This window comes from Nostoc sp. UHCC 0870 (assembly GCF_022063185.1).
Lineage (GTDB): Bacteria > Cyanobacteriota > Cyanobacteriia > Cyanobacteriales > Nostocaceae > Trichormus.
This window is the reverse complement of record NZ_CP091913.1, coordinates 4,550,613-4,569,589: the sequence shown is the minus strand read 5'-3', so window position 1 is coordinate 4,569,589 and position 18,977 is coordinate 4,550,613. Positions and strand designations below refer to the sequence as shown.

The following is an 18,977-nucleotide window of genomic DNA, read 5'->3' as shown; positions in this document are numbered from 1 at the left end:
CTACCCATTACCCCCACATTTGCTAATGTTCCCCCTACCTCAACAACCAAGTTCTACAACTAAGTCACCACGGGTTGTCTTAGACAATATTTTTGCCTTTCCACCAAATAGGGACACATTAGGGGGTACTTCTTACTTCATTGTAAGAAAGGATGGGAATATCCTCATAGATTCCCCATCATTAGACCAAACAAATCAAGATTTTTTGCGATCGCACGGAGGTGTAAAATACTTATTCCTCACCCATCGAGGTGCTATTGCTAAAACCTCAGAAATTCAGCAAAATTTTACTTGTGAGGTACTAATTCAAGAGCAAGAAGCTTATTTATTACCCGGTTTAACAGTCACTACCTTTAATCAAGAACTGACTTTAGATGCTACAACCAAATTAATTTGGACACCAGGACATTCTCCTGGTTCATCTTGCTTACACTATAACAATATGGGAGGCGTGCTGTTTTCAGGCCGCCATTTACTCCCCAACCTACAAGGCGAACCCGTACCATTGCGAACCGCAAAAACATTTCACTGGCCACGACAAATTAAAAGCCTACAAGCACTATTAGAACTCTTCACACCCGAAACACTTCACTATATTTGTCCTGGTGCGAACACCGGATTTTTGCGAGGACAGCGAGTTATAGCCCAAGCTTATCAACGGCTGGCATCAATTGATTTACAAACCTTGTTGTAGGGTCTAGGGCATTTATCAGTCACGTGATAACTGTTGACTGTATTTAATTCTCCACCCCTACACCCCTAAACCCCTAAACCCCTAAACCCCTACACCCCTAAACCCCTAAACCCCTAAACCCCTACACCCCTACACCCCTACACCCCTACACCCCTACACCCCTACACCTCTACACCCCTACACCCCTTTTCTGCAACAATTCCACAGCTGCTTGATATTGCAAATCTGACTCTGTACCAATCTGGTTACGCTGGAGAGGTGGTTGGGAAATCACCTGATCTGGTGTAATGCCTAATTTATTAATATCTCGATGGGTAGGAGTTTCATACTTGGCGATTGTCACCGCCAAACCAGAACCATCAGAAAGTGCAAATAAAGATTGAATTAAACCTTTGCCAAAGGTAGTTTCACCTACCAACTTGGCGCGATCGTTGTCTTGGAGTGCGCCGGCTAAAATCTCGCTGGCACTGGCAGTTCCCTGATTGACTAGAATTACTAAAGGATCGTCTGTCAAAGCTGGGCCAAAGGCTTCAAAATTGCCTTCAACACCTTGGCGGTTGACGGTGTAAACTATAGTGCCTGAATCTAACCACAGACGGGCTATTTCAATGCCGGCTTGTAGTAAGCCACCGGGATTATTTCGTAAATCTAAAATATAGGCATCTGCGCCTTTTTTTTCTAGACTAGAAATGGCGTGTGCCAACTCTGTAGAGGCGTTGGCATTAAATTGTGTGAGGCGCAGATAGCCAATAGATGTACCTTCAGGGGACGAGCGTAATTCCGCCACAACTGGATTAAGAGCAATGCGATCGCGCATGACTCTGATTTCCTTTTCGCCATCTCCATCTCGTTCAATTAATAGCGTGACTAAACTACCAATCGGCCCGCGCATCCTGGCGGCGGCTTCATCTAGAGTCAAATTTTCTGTAGAAATGCCTTCAATTTTGATAATGCGATCGCGCGGTTGAATTCCCGCTTTATCGGCTGGTGAACCTTCTATGGGCGATACCACCTCCAACTTCCCAGTTTGGGCATTGAGGGCAATTTGTAAACCTACTCCAGTTAGTTCTCCAGAAGTATTAACCTGCAAACTGCGGTATTGCTCAGGGTCTAAAAACCTAGTAAAAGGGTCATCAAGGCTCTTGAGCATATTTTGAATGGCCACATACGCTGCTGTTTGGTCTTTAAAAGGCTTTGCTAATGCCTTTTGTCTCACTGCTGCCCAGTTTTGATGATTAAATGTATCGTCCAGATAAGAACGATTGACAATTCGCCAAACTTCTGAAACTAATTTTTGTTCCTCCGTCAATGCGTTTGCTGGTTGGATAAGTGCGCCAAACACTAAACCAAAAGCCACCAATAGTGAAAATCCGAGCCGAAAAACCTGTTTGTGCATGAACCCCATGATCAATTCCGCCTCAACCCAAATTGCCTATAATTGCCCAATCACCACGTCGTTGATGAAATCTATCTCTCGATTATGTTACTTTTTTTATAGAAGTGGTGCATTGTTCTCATCAAGTTGTTAGAGAACCCATGTCAGAAACCCCACGCCTAAAAGCGGGGGCTGAAAAAAGCCCTAATCTGACCAGACTAAGTTCTTAACTGAACTACGTTAGAGGCAAGAGTTAAAGACCTACCAAGGAATGCGTAGCTAGTTCCTTGCTCTAGAACTGAACGATTAAACAGGCTTAACGGGGTTAAACCAGTGTCGTTTGGAAGTTACCGACCTCTAACATTGTCGAAGCTCACATTACCCCGTAAGGGAGGCTCTTTGGAGCAAAACATTATGCGTACTCTTCTTTGTCAAATTTGAAACGGTAACTGTCCCGTTGAAAGTACAAAACAAAGGTACACCGAATGAGCAACCTCAAGGCGATAATGTGACGGCGAGTAAATTCGCCTGCGCCTTACTCCCATGTCTAAAGCCAGGGGCTTCCACGGCGCGAGAACTTTGGTGAATAACCACCTCAACAAAAGATAAAATCTACTTTGTACCCACCATTAAGAGTGTTGGCTTGCAAAGGGAACGTAATATATTCCATATTTACAGAGTGTTAAGTTTCTAAACTTTTAGCACTATCAAAGTGCTAAAGCAAACGAACAAAATCCTCTTACAAGAAAATCCCAAAACTGCTAATTGGGAGATTGAATCAACCGCAACCGATTTTTAGGAACTTGAGATTGTATGGCCAACGTTTACGACTGGTTTGAGGAACGCTTGGAAATTCAGGCGTTAGCTGAAGATGTCACAAGCAAGTACGTCCCTCCCCACGTCAACATCTTTTACTGTCTAGGTGGCATCACCCTGGTGTGCTTCCTAATTCAGTTCGCCACTGGCTTCGCCATGACGTTCTACTACAAGCCAACTGTGGCTGAAGCTTACTCCTCAGTACAGTACATCATGAACGAGGTGAACTTCGGTTGGCTAATTCGCTCCATCCATCGCTGGTCTGCCAGCATGATGGTGTTAATGATGATTCTGCACGTCTTCCGCGTGTATCTGACCGGTGGTTTTAAAAAGCCCCGCGAATTAACCTGGGTAAGTGGTGTTATCCTAGCTGTGATCACCGTCTCCTTCGGTGTTACAGGTTATTCTCTGCCTTGGGATCAGGTTGGTTACTGGGCTGTGAAAATCGTTAGTGGTGTACCAGAAGCAATTCCCGTAGTCGGCGTACTCATCTCCGACCTACTACGTGGTGGTTCTAGTGTCGGTCAAGCAACATTGACACGTTACTACAGCGCGCACACCTTTGTATTGCCTTGGTTAATTGCGGTCTTCATGCTGTTCCACTTCTTGATGATCCGTAAACAAGGTATTTCCGGCCCCTTGTAATTCCATCAGCCGCAATGCGAACAGGCAACAGCACTCAGTTACAAGAGCGAGTCATTTAGTTTAAACTGATGAGAAATCAGCAATTAATGGCTCACAGTTTCCCTCACGGTAAATGCTCGTATTTGAGACTTAAGGTTGGCTACCCAAAAACACAGCAGCAGGGATAGTTTAACTTTAGGGTTGTCTGAATGATATTGATGGCTACCATCAAAGCTTTAACTTAAAACTCCGCAGGAGAACGCATTTCTAATATGTCAATCCAAAAAAAACCCGATCTGAGCGATCCAAAGTTAAGAGCAAAACTCGCCCAAGGTATGGGTCACAACTACTACGGTGAACCAGCTTGGCCCAATGATCTACTGTATGTATTCCCAATAGTAATCATGGGTTCATTTGCTTGTATAGTGGCTCTAGCTGTCTTAGATCCTGCTATGACAGGTGAACCAGCAAATCCTTTCGCCACACCACTGGAAATTCTACCAGAGTGGTATTTATACCCAGTATTCCAGATTTTGCGATCGCTTCCTAACAAATTGTTGGGAGTGCTAGCAATGGCTTCCGTACCTCTGGGTTTAATCCTCGTTCCCTTTCTTGAGAACGTCAACAAATTCCAAAACCCCTTCCGCCGTCCAGTAGCAACCACAGTTTTCTTGTTTGGAACTCTGGTGACTCTATGGCTAGGTATTGGTGCTGCTTTACCACTAGACAAATCCTTGACATTGGGCTTGTTCTAAGCTAAAGCTAGTCGTCAAAAACTTCTTTGACGCTTGTAGTTTTCAAGAGTGCATATCTGAAGTTATGATGTCTGATGACAAGCCACCCTTGGGTGTCTACGACAAAACTGTCGTTCGGTTCTTCGGTATATGTGCTTTTGAAAACAATCAGCAAGCGTCAATTTTAGTGAATTGGGAATTGAGCATAGGGAATTGGGAATTGGGCATGGAATTTTTCTCCCCCGGCTTCCCTAGTTACAATTCCCTAAGAATGCTTTAATTTAGAATTTTGAATTAATTTGTTCCCAATTCTGTCTAGTTAAATTTTTTATTTTGAATCCAAAAGTTATTTCAAAATTTAAAATAGATTGAAGAACAATAGATTAAAGACATTCTTGTACATATTAAATTCATGCCACGGTCAATGCTTGGCATTATGCAGCAAGACCATCTAAAAGTAAAAAGCGAACTAAAGCTCTTAAACCAAGTACAACAATGGTTTGAGGACTTTTGTCTAAAACACTTATTTCAACTTGGCTGGTCAGAAACCCAACTGTATCGCCTCAACTTAGCATTAGCAGAAGGCTTTACAAATGCAGTGCGTCACGCCCACCATATGTTACCGCCAGAGACGACCATAGAAATTGAAGTGAATCTATGGATTGATAGGTTAGAAATTAGAATTTGGGATTATGGCAAGCCTTTTAACCCAGATGCGATCGCAGAACCAGCACCAGGTACTCTACAAGTAGGTGGCTATGGTTGGTTTCTGCTACGACGTTTGGCTGATCGTGTTGTTTATGAACGCAGCGATGATGCGAGGAATTGTCTGGTAATCCTCAAGTATCTTCAAGAATCACAAAAGTGAGACTAACACCGCAGTCTTGCTGTGATTTTTGTTCGCACAGCTTGGTGTAGACCTACTTAGTATTACTTACGGGTGGTAATTGATGGATTACCCCAAATATTTACATTCCCATCAAATCCGCCACTAGCAAGCATTTGCCCATCACGACTAAAAGCGATCGCACTTACCCAATCACTGTGTCCAACTAGTGTATTTAATAACTCACCTGTAGGCAAATTCCACAATTTAATACCATCTCTACCCGCACTAGCAAGAGTTCGTCCATCGGGGTTAATAGCGATCGCATTTACCCAATTGTTGTGTCCGGTGATGCTGTAAACTGGTTTTTCATCAGTAAGATTCCAAAGTTTGATAGTGCGATCGCGGCTGGAACTAACTAAATTTTGTCCATCAGGAGTATAAGCAATATCTGTAACTGTGTCAGTATGGGCGACAAATGCCCTAATTAACTTACCAGTGCTTAAATTCCACAGCTTAATTACACCTCTTTTATCACCACTAGCTATAGACTGACCATCGGGACTCATTGCTAGGGTGTGAATTGTATTATCGAACCGTACTAATGTAGCTAGTGGGCGTTGTTGTAGCAAATCCCACATCCGAATGCCATCTAAAGCTCCACTAACGAGAACTTTACTATCAGGAGATACAGCTAAGGACAAGACACTAGCACTATGTCCGACAAAAGAACGTGTAAATTTATTATTTTTAATATTCCACAGGTTAATAATGTTGTCACTACCACAACTGACTAAAGTTTGCCCATCTGGGGAAATTACTAAAGATTCCACACTCGTTTTTTGAGCTTTCGTAATACTACCCGCCTTTTTGCCTGTGATGGGATTCCACATACGGATTATCCCCTCATTGTAAGCCCCACCACTAGCCAGAGTTTTACCATCTGGACTAAAGGCTAAAGATTTCACCGTTCCCCGATGTGCCATGAGGCTGTGAAGGAGGCGGGGAGTGGTAAATGCTCCTGTTGTTTCTGGGGTATTAACTACTGGGTTAGCATAAGCAGGATTAATTTTGAACTCTTGCCAGAGGTTTATCGGCAGAGCGATCGCTGCTATGAATGCCAAAATAAAATACAGTCCACCTTTTCCCTCACTCCTCACTGTTTTTCCTCACCAGATTAAATACACAAATCAAAACTCAACGCTTTTATCAGACGTGATTTATCCCGTCTCTACTCCCTGCGCTGCTCAACGCCGCGCTACCGCTCATACCACTCCCTAGTAAGGTGGTTTTTTCTTATTCACAGTTAGCATAGGCAAAGTCGGACTAGATGAACGAGGCGGTAGGTAATGTTGTACCACAGGCTCTTCTGGTGCGGGACGTTGCTGCTGACTGCTACGCCAGAGCTTAAACGCGAGGCTAAAACCTGCTGTACCTAAACCGACAGCAAATAATGACCAACTATCATCCAACCCACCAATTAGGGCATCTATTAAGCCCATAGTCATCAAGATGGTGACTATAGGTTCTCTACGGTAGGCTGACTTTAAAAAACGAGGTAATACAGCATTCATCACAGATTGGTCTATCCAGATTACCTTTTGTTGATTTACCAAGAATACCTCACCTGGGAATTACCCTTCTCAAGAAAAGACTTCTTAAAAAGATTATAATTTCCTTAAGTATAGAAGTAGGTGTAGTAATTAACGCCCTTGCATAAAGTTTTTGCAAGTTTAAGCTATTACTAGCAGTCTCTAGTTCGCCTCATAAAGATAAAGGGTAACTTGTGTGTAAGTATTCCACTAGTGAACTAATACATTCAAAACCAGCTAGATGTTCCAGCTGGTTTAAACTCTTCTAATTATTAGCTTACAACTTCAACACTAAGAACTACTTAAGACCAAGCCAAGAGAGAACACCTTGATTGGTGGCATACTCAATCACCACCATTAAGAGAAATCCAATCATGGCAGCTCGACCATTTAAGCGTTCGGCATATTCATTAAAGCCAAATTTAGGCTCTTCTAGTTTGGGTATAACAGTGGGTTGTGTTTGTGACATATTCCAAAAACCTCTTTTCGGCAAACGGGAGTTAATAGAGAGTTGTGAGATGATTGCAGGGCTTGAGTTTCAACATAACGTAAAAAGCTATGCCCACGCTCGTTAACAATTTGTAATTATTCTTTATATATTGTAGAAATAATTGGGCAATCGTCAAGGGACAAGTACCTTGAGGTTTAGTTAATTGAAATAGGGAAACCTAATGTTGTAGATAGCTATCCCTAATACGGAAGTGTCAGTCTGATACTGGCAGGCTAAATTAAATAAAAAATTAAGCAGAGGCGTTACATGGAAATCGGCGTTCCTAAAGAGACAAAGGATCAAGAATTTAGAGTCGGTTTAAGTCCTGCTAGTGTGCGGGTGCTGAAAGAAAATGGTCACACTATTTTTGTAGAGACTCAAGCTGGTAGTGGTGCTGGGTTTACAGATGAAGATTATCAAAGCGCGGGTGCAGAAATTGTCTCTAAAGCAGAAGCTGTTTGGAATCGGGAATTAGTGGTGAAAGTGAAAGAACCACTGACTAGCGAATACAAATTTTTACAAAAAGAGCAGATATTATTTACTTATCTGCATTTAGCAGCCGATCGCAAATTAACAGAAAGTTTGATTGATTGTGGCATTTGTGCGATCGCCTACGAAACCGTAGAGCAACCCGGACTTAACAGACTTCCTCTGCTTACCCCCATGAGCATCATTGCCGGTAGACTAGCCGTGCAGTTTGGCGCACGCTACCTGGAACGTCAACAAGGTGGGAAAGGTGTGCTTTTGGGTGGTATTCCTGGGGTGAAACCAGGCAAAGTAGTAATCTTAGGTGGTGGCGTAGTCGGTACAGAAGCCGCCAGAATTGCTGTAGGGATGGGTGCGGCGGTACAAATTTTAGATGTAAATGTTGAGCGTTTATCTTATTTAGAAACAATATTTGGTTCTAGAGTTGAATTGCTGTACAGTAGCTCTGCTCATATTGAAGCGGCTGTGAAAGAAGCGGATTTACTTGTGGGTGCAGTTTTGGTATTGGGACGTAAAGCACCCATCTTAGTTAACCGCGAATTGGTGAAACAAATGCACCCTGGTTCAGTCATCGTTGACGTTGCTGTTGACCAAGGCGGTTGTGTGGAAACCTTACACGCTACATCACACACCAACCCAATATATATAGAGGAAGGTGTCGTACATTATGGCGTTCCCAATATGCCCGGAGCAGTCCCTTGGACAGCTACTCAAGCTCTGAATAACAGTACATTACCTTATGTTGTGCAGTTGGCAAATTTGGGACTCAAAGCACTAGAAGTCAACCCCGCCTTAGCTAAGGGTTTGAATGTGCAGAATCACCGTCTAGTACATCCGGCTGTGCAAGAGGTGTTTCCTGATTTGGTAAGTTAAAATTTTTCATAATTTACGTCCTGTAGGTTAGTTATCTGCGATCAAACACTAGCCTACAGGAACTTTTATGTCTATTAATATTGAGTATTTTACTCTAATTTTACCCAAATCAATGTAATTTTGCGATTAATATTTAAGATACAGTATTACTTTTTTATTCAAAAATTTACTCTGCTATAGTACATTATTTGTTATATTAACTGTGTAGATTGTAATAAGCAAAATAAATTAATTTTTAAATTTTAAATAAAAATGAAATTTGAATGTTCACAAATACCCAAACAGATAGAATTACCTTTAAGATTAGTAAATCATCAAAGTAAGTTTAATTTTGTTGATCTATTTGCTGGTATTGGTGGATTTAGAATTGCTTTAGAAAAATTAGGCGGTCAATGCTTAGGTTATTCTGAAATAGACAAACAAGCGATTAAAGTTTATCGACAAAATTTTATAAGCTACCTTAATGAAGATGAAATTGAGTTGGGAGATATTACAAAAATTTCTGAACTGCCTTCTAATTTAGATATAGTTGTTGGCGGTGTTCCGTGCCAACCTTGGTCTGTTGCGGGATGTTTAAAGGGTTTTGATGATCCTAGAGGCAAATTATGGTTTGATGTGATTAGACTAGTTAATCAAAGTCAACCTAAATCTTTTATTTTTGAAAATGTCAGTGGATTAGCCAGCCCTAAAAATCGAGAGAATTTGGAACTAATTCTGCATGAATTAGAAAACATAGGATATTGTGTTAAATGGAAGATTCTCAATGCTTATGATTTCGGTTTACCTCAAAATAGAGATAGAGTTTTTATCGTTGGCATTAGGAATGATATAGAAAAATGCCAAGAATATAATTTCCCTAGCCCTTTAAAAGTACATCCTAAAGTTTTAGACATTTTAGATGAATTTAAAAATATTAAAATTTTAGAAAAAGTCAAATTAGATTCAGATACTTTATTTAAAGGTATGATTCCACCATCTAGAACTAGATTTCAGAAAGATGATGAACTGAATGACTTTTTTATTTTTTCAGATTTAAGAAATGGACATACAACAATTCATTCTTGGGACATTATAGATACTACTGATAGAGAAAAAATGATTTGCTTAAATCTTCTAAAACATAGAAGAAGCAAAAAATATGGGGACAAAGATGGTAATCCTTTATCTTTTCAGAATTTTCAGGAAATCATACCAGATATCAAGCCAACTGAATTAGATAACTTGGTAGCTAAACAAATACTTAGGTTAACTCATGACAATAAGTATGAGTTTGTTAATTCTAAGAATATGACAGGTATCAATAATATTTATCGCATTATATTACCTACTGCTGATATAATACCAACGTTAACGGCAACTGGTTCTAAAGACTATATAGCAACAATATCAATTCATGCAACTCATCCAGAAGAGTATAAAAGTATTTTCTTAGAAAAAATATATAAAAATAAACAATATATACCAATTACTGGAAAGCACGCTTGTAAATTACAAGGGTTTCCTAGAGATTTTAAATATCATGAAAAAGATGATATTGCCAAAAAACAGTTTGGCAATGCTGTTCCTATACCTGTTGTTGAGTATGTTGTTAAAGAATTACTCAAGATTATAAGAATATAGTTTTGGGAAAAATTAATACCTTAAAATACTTTTATTCGCGGTTATAAAAAATATCATGAAATTCTGCTGCGAAGTTCTCTTGACCTAGCTCAACAAAAAGTGATTTAAGTTGTTCAAATGTATTTTCTCTTCCAGAGCAGAAATCCCAAAACTCATTTTCAACCCATATATCTCTATTGATATCCAATGGAGAGTTAGACAACATACTTTTTTGATGCTCATACCAAGATTTTTTAAAAGGATTAAAAGGAATAGCAATACGAGCTTCTAAATTTGCATAAGGGTTTTCAACATATCTATATGCGTACCATTCTAGAAGTTGTCGATTAAATCCTTTAAAGTTACCTTGATTTGGTTGCGTAGTTTTTATATCAAAAATATATTCAACGCCATTTTTGCAAAAATGTATATCAACACCAGTTCCAGATGGAGGAGATGTATATTTAATGATGTCTTCTTGATTAGTCTTTAAAGCAGCCTCTTTCAGCCTCTGTATACATTCTTCTGTTAAAACTCGCTTATTATTTGGTTTACTCTCGCGCTCATAAACTAATTTATTAAATTCATGCTGTAATTTTTGGGGAAATGGTTCAGGACGTAATATTTTTTTTGTTATAATTTCAAATCCATTTATTTCTGCTAAGGTTTTCGCTATAGGTTCCCAGCAAGTTGTTCCTAAACTAGTTTCTAAACCACCAATTAAAGAACGTATTCGTCTTTCAATTGGAAAAATATCATCTAATACTTGGTAGTTTTGTACTTCTTTATTTTTAAAGAAAGCTCTAATTGATTTTTTAAGATTTTCCTTGATTTTCTGCTTAGTATATTCATCCATACCCTAAATTTATAGATTGTAAAGAAAAATGTGACTATATGAAGTTTGACAAATTGTCTTTTGACTAATATCACTGATTACCCCAAAAATGAGAAAAAGCTTTCCCTGTCTATGGGTAGATGTAATCTTGTCTAAATAAAGTTTACTAAGTAAGCAAATAGCAGATGAGTTGAGAATATAAAAATTGCGATCGCCAAAAAATACTCATAAATTTTTACTAATGAAAACCTAGAAATTTACCTTTATTTTAAAATTAATATCTGATCCAAATTATTTATACTTATACTTAAACAAATCTTAAAAAAATCCAGATAAAATTACAACTTGTATAAAATTCTTGTCTACCTATCATGACAATCAATATTTAATAAAGGGAATGAAGCATGGAATTTTTATCTGATTCTGTTGTACTATCACGGATGCAATTTGCTCTGACTGCAATTTTTCATATGCTTTGGCCTGTCCTGACTACAGGGATGGGAATTTATTTAGTCATTGTGGAAGGAGTTTGGCTTAAAACTAAAAATCCCGACTATTATCTTCATGCTCGCTTTTGGGCTAAATTTTACGTACTGAATTTTGGGATTGGTGTAGCTACTGGTATCCCGATGGAATTTCAGTTTGGGACGAATTGGGCCCCTTTTTCAGAAGCAGTGGGTAACTTTTTTGGAAGCGTGATTGGTTTTGAAGCTTCTTGGGCGTTCATGCTAGAAGCTGCTTTTTTAGGAATTATGTTATTTGGTTGGGAGAGAGTAAATCCTGCAATTCACTATCTCTCAACTATATTGGTGGCTGTGGGTGCAAACCTTTCCACTGTGTGGATATTGACAGCTAATTCGTGGATGCAAACCCCAGCAGGTGGGGAATTAGTGAACGGTAAATTTGTTGTTCACGATTATTTTCAAGCAATTTTAAATCCATTTATGGTCAACAGTGTGCTGCATATGTTTTTTGCCACACTGGAGACATCTTTATTTGTGATTGGTGGGATTAGTGCTTGGTATATTCTTCAGCAACGCCATGCTGATTTTTTTGCTAAATCTTTGAAAATTGCTTTAGCAGCTGCGATCGCAGTTGCTCCATTACAAATATACATCGGACACCTAAGCGGCGAACAAGTTTATCACTATCAACCCACAAAACTAGCCGCAATGGAAGCCCAGTGGAACAGTTCACCAGCCGGACAACCTGCGGACTGGAGTTTACTGGCGATACCCAACGAGAAAGCCGAGAAAAATGATTGGGAAATCACTATTCCCAATGCGTTGGGTTACATTTTGGAATTTAAACAGAATCTTTCTGAACCACTACGCGGATTGAAAGAGTGGAAACCAAGCGATCGCCCCCACATGGTAGGTTTAATTTACTACGCTTTCCGTACCATGATTGCGATCGGCTTTTTCTTTGCCGGGTTAATGTTGTTGAGTACCCTGCAATGGTTGCGTGGTAAACTTTCAGCCGACAATATTAGTCAGCAGCGTTGGTTAATGCGGGCGTGGGTATTAGCTGCACCTTTAGGATACATTGCTGTAGAGTCAGGTTGGATAGTGCGTTGTGTTGGTAGACAGCCGTGGACACTTTACGGACAAATTCGCACCGTTGATTCTGCTTCCCGTTTACCCGCAAGTAATGTGTTAGTTTCACTGACTAGCTTTGCTGTAGTTTATACAATTTTGTTTATCACGGCTATGTACTTTGGTAGCCGCATCATCCGCACAGGGCCAAATTTAGAATTACCAATCCCAGGAACAGAAATCACTAAACCCGCCATCGATACCACCCCTGGCGAGTTTGTCCCCGATGAGCGTCCCGTTGAAGCGAGGGAGTAGAAGTAGGGGACAGGTGACAGGGGACAGGGGACAGGGGACAGGGGACAGGTAAGTTACTAATGATTATTAATTAATTGTCTATACTCAGCACTCCATACTCCATACTCCACACTCAGCACTCCATACTCCACACTCCACACTCCACACTCCACACTCCCACACTCCACACTCAGCACTCAGCACTCAGCACTCCACACTCCACACTCCACACTCCACACTCAGCACTCAGCACTAATTATGGAAACACTCGAATATTTTCTTCCGCAAGTTTGGTTTGTAATTTTAGCTCTTTTTCTCTTCCTCTACGTCATGCTAGATGGATTTGACTTAGGCGTGGGGATTTTATCTCTTACTTCGTCCGATGATGAACGTCGGGGAATTTTGATGACTAGCTTAAGTAACATTTGGGATGCTAACGAAACTTGGCTGGTTCTCATGGGTGGGGGATTGTTTGGTGCATTTCCCCTGGCTTACGCCACAATTTTAAACGCCTTGTATATCCCAATTCTTGTCATGGTGTTTGGGTTTATTTTTCGGGGTGTGGCGTTTGAGTTTCGGGAATTATCTAGACGGAAATTTTTTTGGAATCTCGCCTTTGGTGCAGGAAGTTTTACGGCTGCGCTCGGACAAGGTTTTGCTTTAGGTGCGGTACTTAAAGGAATTAAAGTTGATGAGGCGGGACACTTTATTGGTAGTACCTGGGATTGGTTCAGTTTACCATCGGTGTTAGTGGCGTTAACGTTGATTCAAGGCTACGTGTTGATTGGTTCTACCTATTTGGTATGGAAAACCACCGGAGAATTACAAGAAACCCACTATAAAACAGCCAAACTTGCTGCATTGACTACGCTGATAGGTGCAATTTTTATTACTGTCACTACACCATTTATTTATGAAAATGCTAGAGCGCGTTTATTTCAGCAACCACTAGTTTATATTTTCGCTATTATTCCGATTTTGGGAGTGTGGTTAATTTGGCAACTTTTGAATAGTCTAAACCGCAAAGAAGAACGCGCGCCTTTTGTTTGGACAATTCTATTATTTGTGTTGTCATTTTTTGGCTTGGGATTAATTGTTTTCCCCTACATTATTCCCCCGCAGATTACAATTTATGAGGCTGCGGCTGATCCTAGTTCGTTGGTAATTATGATCATTTTTATCGGCTTTCTGATTCCGGTGATGTTGTTCTATAACCTTTACCAATACATTGTTTTCCGGGGTAAGGTAACTGGTAATGGCTACGGAGAGTAGACTCTTACAGGTTCGTAGTAAGGACTTTAGTCCTTTTTGCTGCAATAGTCGGTCGGAGACGATGGCGTACCCGCCCACCGGAGGTGATCGCAATAGTGCAAGATGTGTATATATTGATTTAGTCAGCGATCGCCTTGAGTTACGATAATACCTGCAAATACCTAGCCGAAACCTACCCAGCCGATTTTGCCAGATGGTTACTCGCATCTGAAACAACAGATATCGAGGTACTTAAAACTGAACTTACCCTCGAACCCATTCGCGCTGATTCGGTGACATTCCTACAAATTGCCAACACAATTTTACATTTAGAGTTTCAAACGACAGCCAAATCCACGCCGCCACTTGACTTTCGGATGCTGGATTACTACACCAGATTAAAACGTCAATACTGGTGCGAGATTAAACAGGTGTTAATTTTTCTCCAACCCACTTCCTCAGAAATTGTATTTAAGAATCAGTATGTAGATACCAATACTACACACAGATATAGAACGATGAGATTGTGGGAGGAAGATCCTACACCACTGCTAGCTAACCCTGCACTTTTACCACTGGCGACATTGGCGAGAACTGAATCACCCACAGACTTGTTAACCCAAGTCGCGGCGGCAGTCGATATGATTGAAGAAACGGACGAACGGCAGAATATATCAGCCTGCGTACAAGTTTTAGCTGGTTTGCGATTTGAGAAAAACTTAATTACTCAACTTTTCAGCGAGGAAATTATGCAAGAGTCTGTCATTTATCAAGATATTTTGCAGAAGGGATTACAACAGGGATTACAACAGGGAGAAGCACAGGGAAAAAAACAAGAAGCGTTAGCACTGATATTACGTCTGTTGATACGTCGATTTAGTGCAATTAAGCCAGAAGTAGAACAGCAGATTCGCACTTTATCGATTACTCAACTAGAAGATTTAGCTGAGGCTCTGTTAGATTTCACTAGTCCCAATGATTTAGTGAATTACTTAGCGAATATGTGACAGGTGACAGGTGACAGTTAAGAAGGAAGGAGGTGTTTCTTTCGTTGGTTGCTATTGTGTAGCTACGCTAGTCGGAGGTTTATAAGATTGAGGAAGTGTAGCTATGCGATCGCCTGACTTCACACCACTCCACTACAATATATATAGATATTGTTGCGAATTGTATAGTTAGGGTTTAGCTGTCATGGCTGCCGCCGTTTTAATTCAAAATCTACAAAAGCGTTACGGTACTGTTGAAGCCGTCAAGGATGTTTCCTTCCAGGTAGAACCAGGAGAAATCTTTGGTTTACTCGGCCCCAACGGTGCAGGTAAAACAACTACTCTGCGTGCATTGTGTACCCTCACCACACCAGATGCAGGCAAAATTGAAATATCTGGGATTTCTGTGTTGGATAACCCCAGAGTAGCTAGACAACGGCTAGGCTATGTAGCGCAAGAAGTCGCTTTAGATAAAGTGTTAACAGGACGTGAATTGCTGCAATTGCAAGCCGCGCTTTATCATCTCCCAGGCGCAATAGCCAAACAGCGTATTCAGACAGTTTTAGATTTACTCGGTTTACAAGAATACGCCGATAAAAAAACAGGAACTTACTCTGGGGGTTTACGCAAGCGTCTAGACTTGGCGGCTGGTTTACTTCATGCACCAGATGTTTTAGTGTTAGATGAACCAACAGTAGGACTTGACATAGAAAGCCGTTTTGTGGTATGGGAATTCTTGCGAAAACTGAGAGAATCAGGCACAACGGTAGTAATTACCAGCCATTATTTAGAAGAAGTTGACGCATTAGCCGATCGCGTCGCTATCATTGACCGGGGTGTAGTGATTGCCGTGGGTACACCTTCGGAATTAAAAGATAGAGTAGGAGGCGATCGCATCACCTTACGTATCCGCGAGTTTTCCCCCACCGAAGAAGCCGCACAAGCCAAGGAACTCCTACAAGAATTATCTTTTGTGAAAGAAGTCATCATCAACAATGCCCAAGGTAATTCTCTCAACTTGGTAGTAACACCGCAAAATGATGCTCTGATTAATGTCCAGCAGACATTAAATAACGCAGGCTTACCAATATTTGGCATTGCCCAATCTCGTCCCAGCCTCGATGATGTCTACCTCGCCGCCACCGGACGCACCCTCATGGATGCCGAATTAGCAGCAGTCGCTACTCGTGATCCCAAAGCTGAGAAAAAGCAGAATATGCGTTAGGGGTTAGGGACTGGGTACTGAGGACTGGAAATTTATAATTCTCCTATGCTCCCCTAAACCCTTATACCCCTATACCCCTACACCCCTATACCCCTATACCCCTACACCCCTATACCCCTATACCCCTACACCCCTATACCCCTATACCCCTAAATTTCTATGAGTGTAACTCCTAAATCTGATATCAATTGGCAAGCGGTGACATCACCACAACCCTATACCGAAACAAAACCTAATTTTTTCGGTGAATTAGTCCAAGAGACTCTGGCTTTAACTCGCCGCTTGTTTATTCAATTACAACGCCGTCCCTCTACTTTATTGGCGGGTATTGTTCAGCCTGTCATGTGGTTAGTATTATTTGGGGCGTTGTTCCAAAACGCGCCCAAAGGTTTATTCGGGACTACGACAAATTACGGTCAATTTTTGGCAGCAGGTGTAATTGTATTTACAGCCTTTGCGGGAGCATTAAATGCTGGTTTACCTGTGATGTTTGACAGGGAATTTGGCTTTTTGAATCGCTTGTTAGTTGCTCCCCTAGCTTCGCGGTTTTCGATTGTGTTTGCATCAGCCATTTTTATTATTAGCCAGAGCTTACTGCAAGCGGCTGTAATTGTTGGTGCGGCGGCGGTTATCGGTGCTGGACTACCAGATATAACCGGATTGAGTGCGATCGCTCTCATCGTCTTTTTGCTAGCGTTGGGAGTTACTGCTATTTCCCTGGGTTTAGCTTTTGCCTTACCCGGTCACATTGAATTAATTGCTGTAATATTCGTTACGAACCTACCGTTATTATTCGCCAGCACTGCCCTAGCTCCTTTATCCTTCATGCCCAAGTGGTTGCAGGTTGTTGCTACCCTCAACCCTCTCAGCTACGCCATTGAACCCATTCGCTATCTTTATACTCACAGCACTTGGGGACTGAGTAGTATAGTCATGCAAGCACCTTGGGGTGATGTTACCTTTGGTGGAGCATTGCTAATCTTGTTTGGGTTTGCTTTAGTTGCTTTACTGAGCATTCAACCCCAACTTAGACGAACTCTTGCTTAAGATAAAAGCAGTCCCTATCAACTTCATACACTCTCAAGTATGAAAAAGAGTTTAGGGACTTAGAGGCTAGAGGCTAGTAATTTTTACTCAGCACTCAGCACTCATAACTTAGAGATGGTGTTAGAGGAACTTATGAAAAAATCACTTTCAGCGATCGCTAAACTTTTAATGGCAACTGTAGCCAGCTTTGGCTGTGCTTCTTTACTCACAGCACAACCGAGCCTTGCTCAACTTGGGACAGTAGACGCAGGTGGTAATAATGCCGACCAACAAAATAATATTGACTTTAGCAATGGCAATTTCAATATGTTTGACCTGATTCATCGGGCAACTCTTGGAACTGGTTCTTGGGATACTAACCAGCAAAGCCAACAAATAGATGAAGCAGCCAAGGCATTTAGAGAAAGACAAAACCGAGCGAATACCAATAATCAGCAGCCAGGGCAGATACTCCCTTTACCAATTATTAACACCCCAGCCAAGACTGAGCCAGCAGTTTCACCCTAAAACGAATAAGAGTGCTGAGAGAGTTAATTACTCAGCACTCAGCACTCAATACTCAGCACTCAATACTCAGCACTCAATACTCAGCACTCACTACATTCCCAAAGCAGCTAGAACATCACCAGCATGGGTAGTTGTATTCACGCTAGCATCAACGTGAATGATTTTACCTTCGGGGCTAATAACGTAAGTAACACGCTTGGCATAGCCACCACCATCGACATCATAAGCTTTGATGAGAGATTGGTTAGTGTCAGCCAATAAAGGAAAATTCAGATTATATTTTTGGGTAAATGCCTGATGAGAAGATTCATCATCAGCACTAACTCCCAGAACAACTACATCTTTGCCTTGATAATCTGGTTGAGCATCCCGAAAGCTACAAGCCTGCTTAGTGCAGCCTGGGGTGTCATCTTTGGGATAAAAATATAAAACAACAGTCTTTCCAGCAAAATCAGACAATGAAACGGTGTTTCCGTTAGTATCTTTGACGGTAAATGCAGGTGCATTTGTACCAACCGCTAGAGGCATAATGAACCTTTCCTGTTTCAGATTGTTGATGACTCTGAAATTTTACAATAATTTACAATGATTTCATGACTTACTGAAAAAACTAGAGGCAATTCGCAATTAGAATGCCCTATTCCCAATTCCCCATTCCCGAAAAATAAACTATGCCTGCTGTTGACTCTCAAAACTCCAAAATCCTTGTTTATCCACCTAGCAGCTTCAAAAGGGCTGAAAAGTCGCTGATTTGTTCTCCCTTCAAAATCAAATTATTTGAAACCATGCGTCGTCAGAGTGTTGCGTTGGGTGCGATCGCATCAGAAAATGGTGTCAAACATGGCTACACTAAACAACCACTATCAGAATTGTCCTGTGATAACGATTTGGGTTGGTTAATCGAAGTAGGGATACTGCGGCGCGAAGTCGATGGACAGGGTATTACCGATGGGTTTCGCCTCACTCCCCTAGGTCATCAACTGATCGAAAAATACCAAGGTCAAAACTTACCTGCTCCTTCATGGCGCGATCGCCTATATAATGCCGTAATTCGTTGGTTCAGACTCCCCTTTTAGCTGCAATAACCCAAACGTTAGGATTAAGTATTTCCAGGGAACAATATATACGGAGAAACATCAACCCATTTATCAATCCTTTACCATCTTCATCTTGATTAATTGGTGGGAT

The 18,977-nt window shown here is 41.0% G+C and carries 19 protein-coding genes; 13 read left to right on the top strand and 6 right to left on the bottom strand.

What is annotated here, in order from left to right:
* Positions 1-25: 25 nt before the first annotated feature.
* Entirely contained in the window at positions 26-694 is a 669-nt protein-coding gene (locus tag L6494_RS19270; protein ID WP_237989329.1) for an MBL fold metallo-hydrolase, read from the top strand.
* A gap of 169 nt (positions 695-863) precedes the next feature.
* Here the strand turns inward: L6494_RS19270 and ctpA are convergent, their stop codons facing one another.
* The gene (gene ctpA, locus L6494_RS19265; RefSeq protein WP_237989328.1) at positions 864-2,099 is read right to left on the bottom strand and encodes a carboxyl-terminal processing protease CtpA; all 1,236 of its coding nucleotides are present in this window, start codon (positions 2,097-2,099) and stop codon (positions 864-866) included.
* 783 nt (positions 2,100-2,882) lie between these two features.
* On the opposite strand from ctpA, the gene petB reads away from it, so the two are divergent.
* The 3 genes from petB (at position 2,883) to L6494_RS19250 (ending at position 5,111) form a co-directional block, all read left to right on the top strand.
* Complete coding sequence (gene petB / locus L6494_RS19260) at positions 2,883-3,530, top strand: cytochrome b6 (protein WP_190561121.1); 648 nt, start codon at positions 2,883-2,885, stop codon at positions 3,528-3,530.
* Between the two features lie 251 nt (positions 3,531-3,781).
* The gene (gene petD / locus L6494_RS19255) at positions 3,782-4,264 is read left to right on the top strand and encodes a cytochrome b6-f complex subunit IV (protein ID WP_237989327.1); all 483 of its coding nucleotides are present in this window, start codon (positions 3,782-3,784) and stop codon (positions 4,262-4,264) included.
* Positions 4,265-4,667: 403 nt separating this feature from the next.
* A complete protein-coding gene (locus tag L6494_RS19250) occupies positions 4,668-5,111 on the top strand; it encodes an ATP-binding protein (RefSeq protein WP_237996148.1) in 444 nt (147 codons plus the stop codon).
* A 62-nt stretch (positions 5,112-5,173) separates the two neighbouring features.
* Here the strand turns inward: L6494_RS19250 and L6494_RS19245 are convergent, their stop codons facing one another.
* The 3 genes from L6494_RS19245 to L6494_RS19235 all read right to left on the bottom strand — a co-directional run bounded on the left by L6494_RS19245 (position 5,174) and on the right by L6494_RS19235 (position 7,130).
* The gene (locus L6494_RS19245) at positions 5,174-6,193 is read right to left on the bottom strand and encodes a WD40 repeat domain-containing protein (RefSeq protein ID WP_237989326.1); all 1,020 of its coding nucleotides are present in this window, start codon (positions 6,191-6,193) and stop codon (positions 5,174-5,176) included.
* Positions 6,194-6,346: 153 nt separating this feature from the next.
* Entirely contained in the window at positions 6,347-6,643 is a 297-nt protein-coding gene (locus L6494_RS19240) for a hypothetical protein (protein WP_237996147.1), read from the bottom strand.
* A gap of 316 nt (positions 6,644-6,959) precedes the next feature.
* Positions 6,960-7,130 (bottom strand): chlorophyll a/b-binding protein, encoded by a 171-nt coding sequence (locus L6494_RS19235; RefSeq protein ID WP_237989325.1) that lies wholly within the window; start codon positions 7,128-7,130, stop codon positions 6,960-6,962.
* A 288-nt stretch (positions 7,131-7,418) separates the two neighbouring features.
* Between L6494_RS19235 and ald the strand changes: the two genes are divergently transcribed.
* Positions 7,419-8,510 (top strand): alanine dehydrogenase, encoded by a 1,092-nt coding sequence (gene ald, locus L6494_RS19230; protein ID WP_237989323.1) that lies wholly within the window; start codon positions 7,419-7,421, stop codon positions 8,508-8,510.
* Positions 8,511-8,762: 252 nt separating this feature from the next.
* The gene (locus L6494_RS19225) at positions 8,763-10,130 is read left to right on the top strand and encodes a DNA cytosine methyltransferase (RefSeq protein WP_237989321.1); all 1,368 of its coding nucleotides are present in this window, start codon (positions 8,763-8,765) and stop codon (positions 10,128-10,130) included.
* A 31-nt stretch (positions 10,131-10,161) separates the two neighbouring features.
* Here L6494_RS19225 and L6494_RS19220 read toward each other — a convergent pair whose 3' ends face one another.
* Positions 10,162-10,965, bottom strand: coding sequence for a TdeIII family type II restriction endonuclease (locus L6494_RS19220; protein ID WP_237989320.1), 804 nt, complete (start codon positions 10,963-10,965; stop codon positions 10,162-10,164).
* 383 nt (positions 10,966-11,348) lie between these two features.
* On the opposite strand from L6494_RS19220, the gene L6494_RS19215 reads away from it, so the two are divergent.
* The 6 genes from L6494_RS19215 (at position 11,349) to L6494_RS19190 (ending at position 17,789) form a co-directional block, all read left to right on the top strand.
* Positions 11,349-12,794, top strand: a complete 1,446-nt coding sequence (locus L6494_RS19215; RefSeq protein WP_237989319.1) for a cytochrome ubiquinol oxidase subunit I — start codon at positions 11,349-11,351, stop codon at positions 12,792-12,794.
* A gap of 237 nt (positions 12,795-13,031) precedes the next feature.
* Positions 13,032-14,045 (top strand): cytochrome d ubiquinol oxidase subunit II, encoded by a 1,014-nt coding sequence (gene cydB / locus L6494_RS19210; RefSeq protein ID WP_237989318.1) that lies wholly within the window; start codon positions 13,032-13,034, stop codon positions 14,043-14,045.
* A 134-nt stretch (positions 14,046-14,179) separates the two neighbouring features.
* On the top strand, positions 14,180-15,031 hold the full coding sequence (locus L6494_RS19205) for a DUF4351 domain-containing protein (protein ID WP_237989316.1): 852 nt from the start codon (positions 14,180-14,182) through the stop codon (positions 15,029-15,031).
* Positions 15,032-15,215: 184 nt separating this feature from the next.
* Positions 15,216-16,235, top strand: a complete 1,020-nt coding sequence (locus L6494_RS19200; protein WP_237989313.1) for an ABC transporter ATP-binding protein — start codon at positions 15,216-15,218, stop codon at positions 16,233-16,235.
* A 159-nt stretch (positions 16,236-16,394) separates the two neighbouring features.
* Positions 16,395-17,282, top strand: a complete 888-nt coding sequence (locus L6494_RS19195) for an ABC transporter permease (RefSeq protein WP_237989312.1) — start codon at positions 16,395-16,397, stop codon at positions 17,280-17,282.
* Positions 17,283-17,414: 132 nt separating this feature from the next.
* Positions 17,415-17,789, top strand: coding sequence for a hypothetical protein (locus L6494_RS19190; RefSeq protein WP_237989311.1), 375 nt, complete (start codon positions 17,415-17,417; stop codon positions 17,787-17,789).
* A 90-nt stretch (positions 17,790-17,879) separates the two neighbouring features.
* Here the strand turns inward: L6494_RS19190 and L6494_RS19185 are convergent, their stop codons facing one another.
* Positions 17,880-18,317, bottom strand: coding sequence for a peroxiredoxin (locus tag L6494_RS19185; RefSeq protein ID WP_237989310.1), 438 nt, complete (start codon positions 18,315-18,317; stop codon positions 17,880-17,882).
* Between the two features lie 143 nt (positions 18,318-18,460).
* Between L6494_RS19185 and L6494_RS19180 the strand changes: the two genes are divergently transcribed.
* On the top strand, positions 18,461-18,865 hold the full coding sequence (locus tag L6494_RS19180) for an Npun_F0494 family protein (protein WP_237989309.1): 405 nt from the start codon (positions 18,461-18,463) through the stop codon (positions 18,863-18,865).
* Positions 18,866-18,977: the final 112 nt, after the last annotated feature.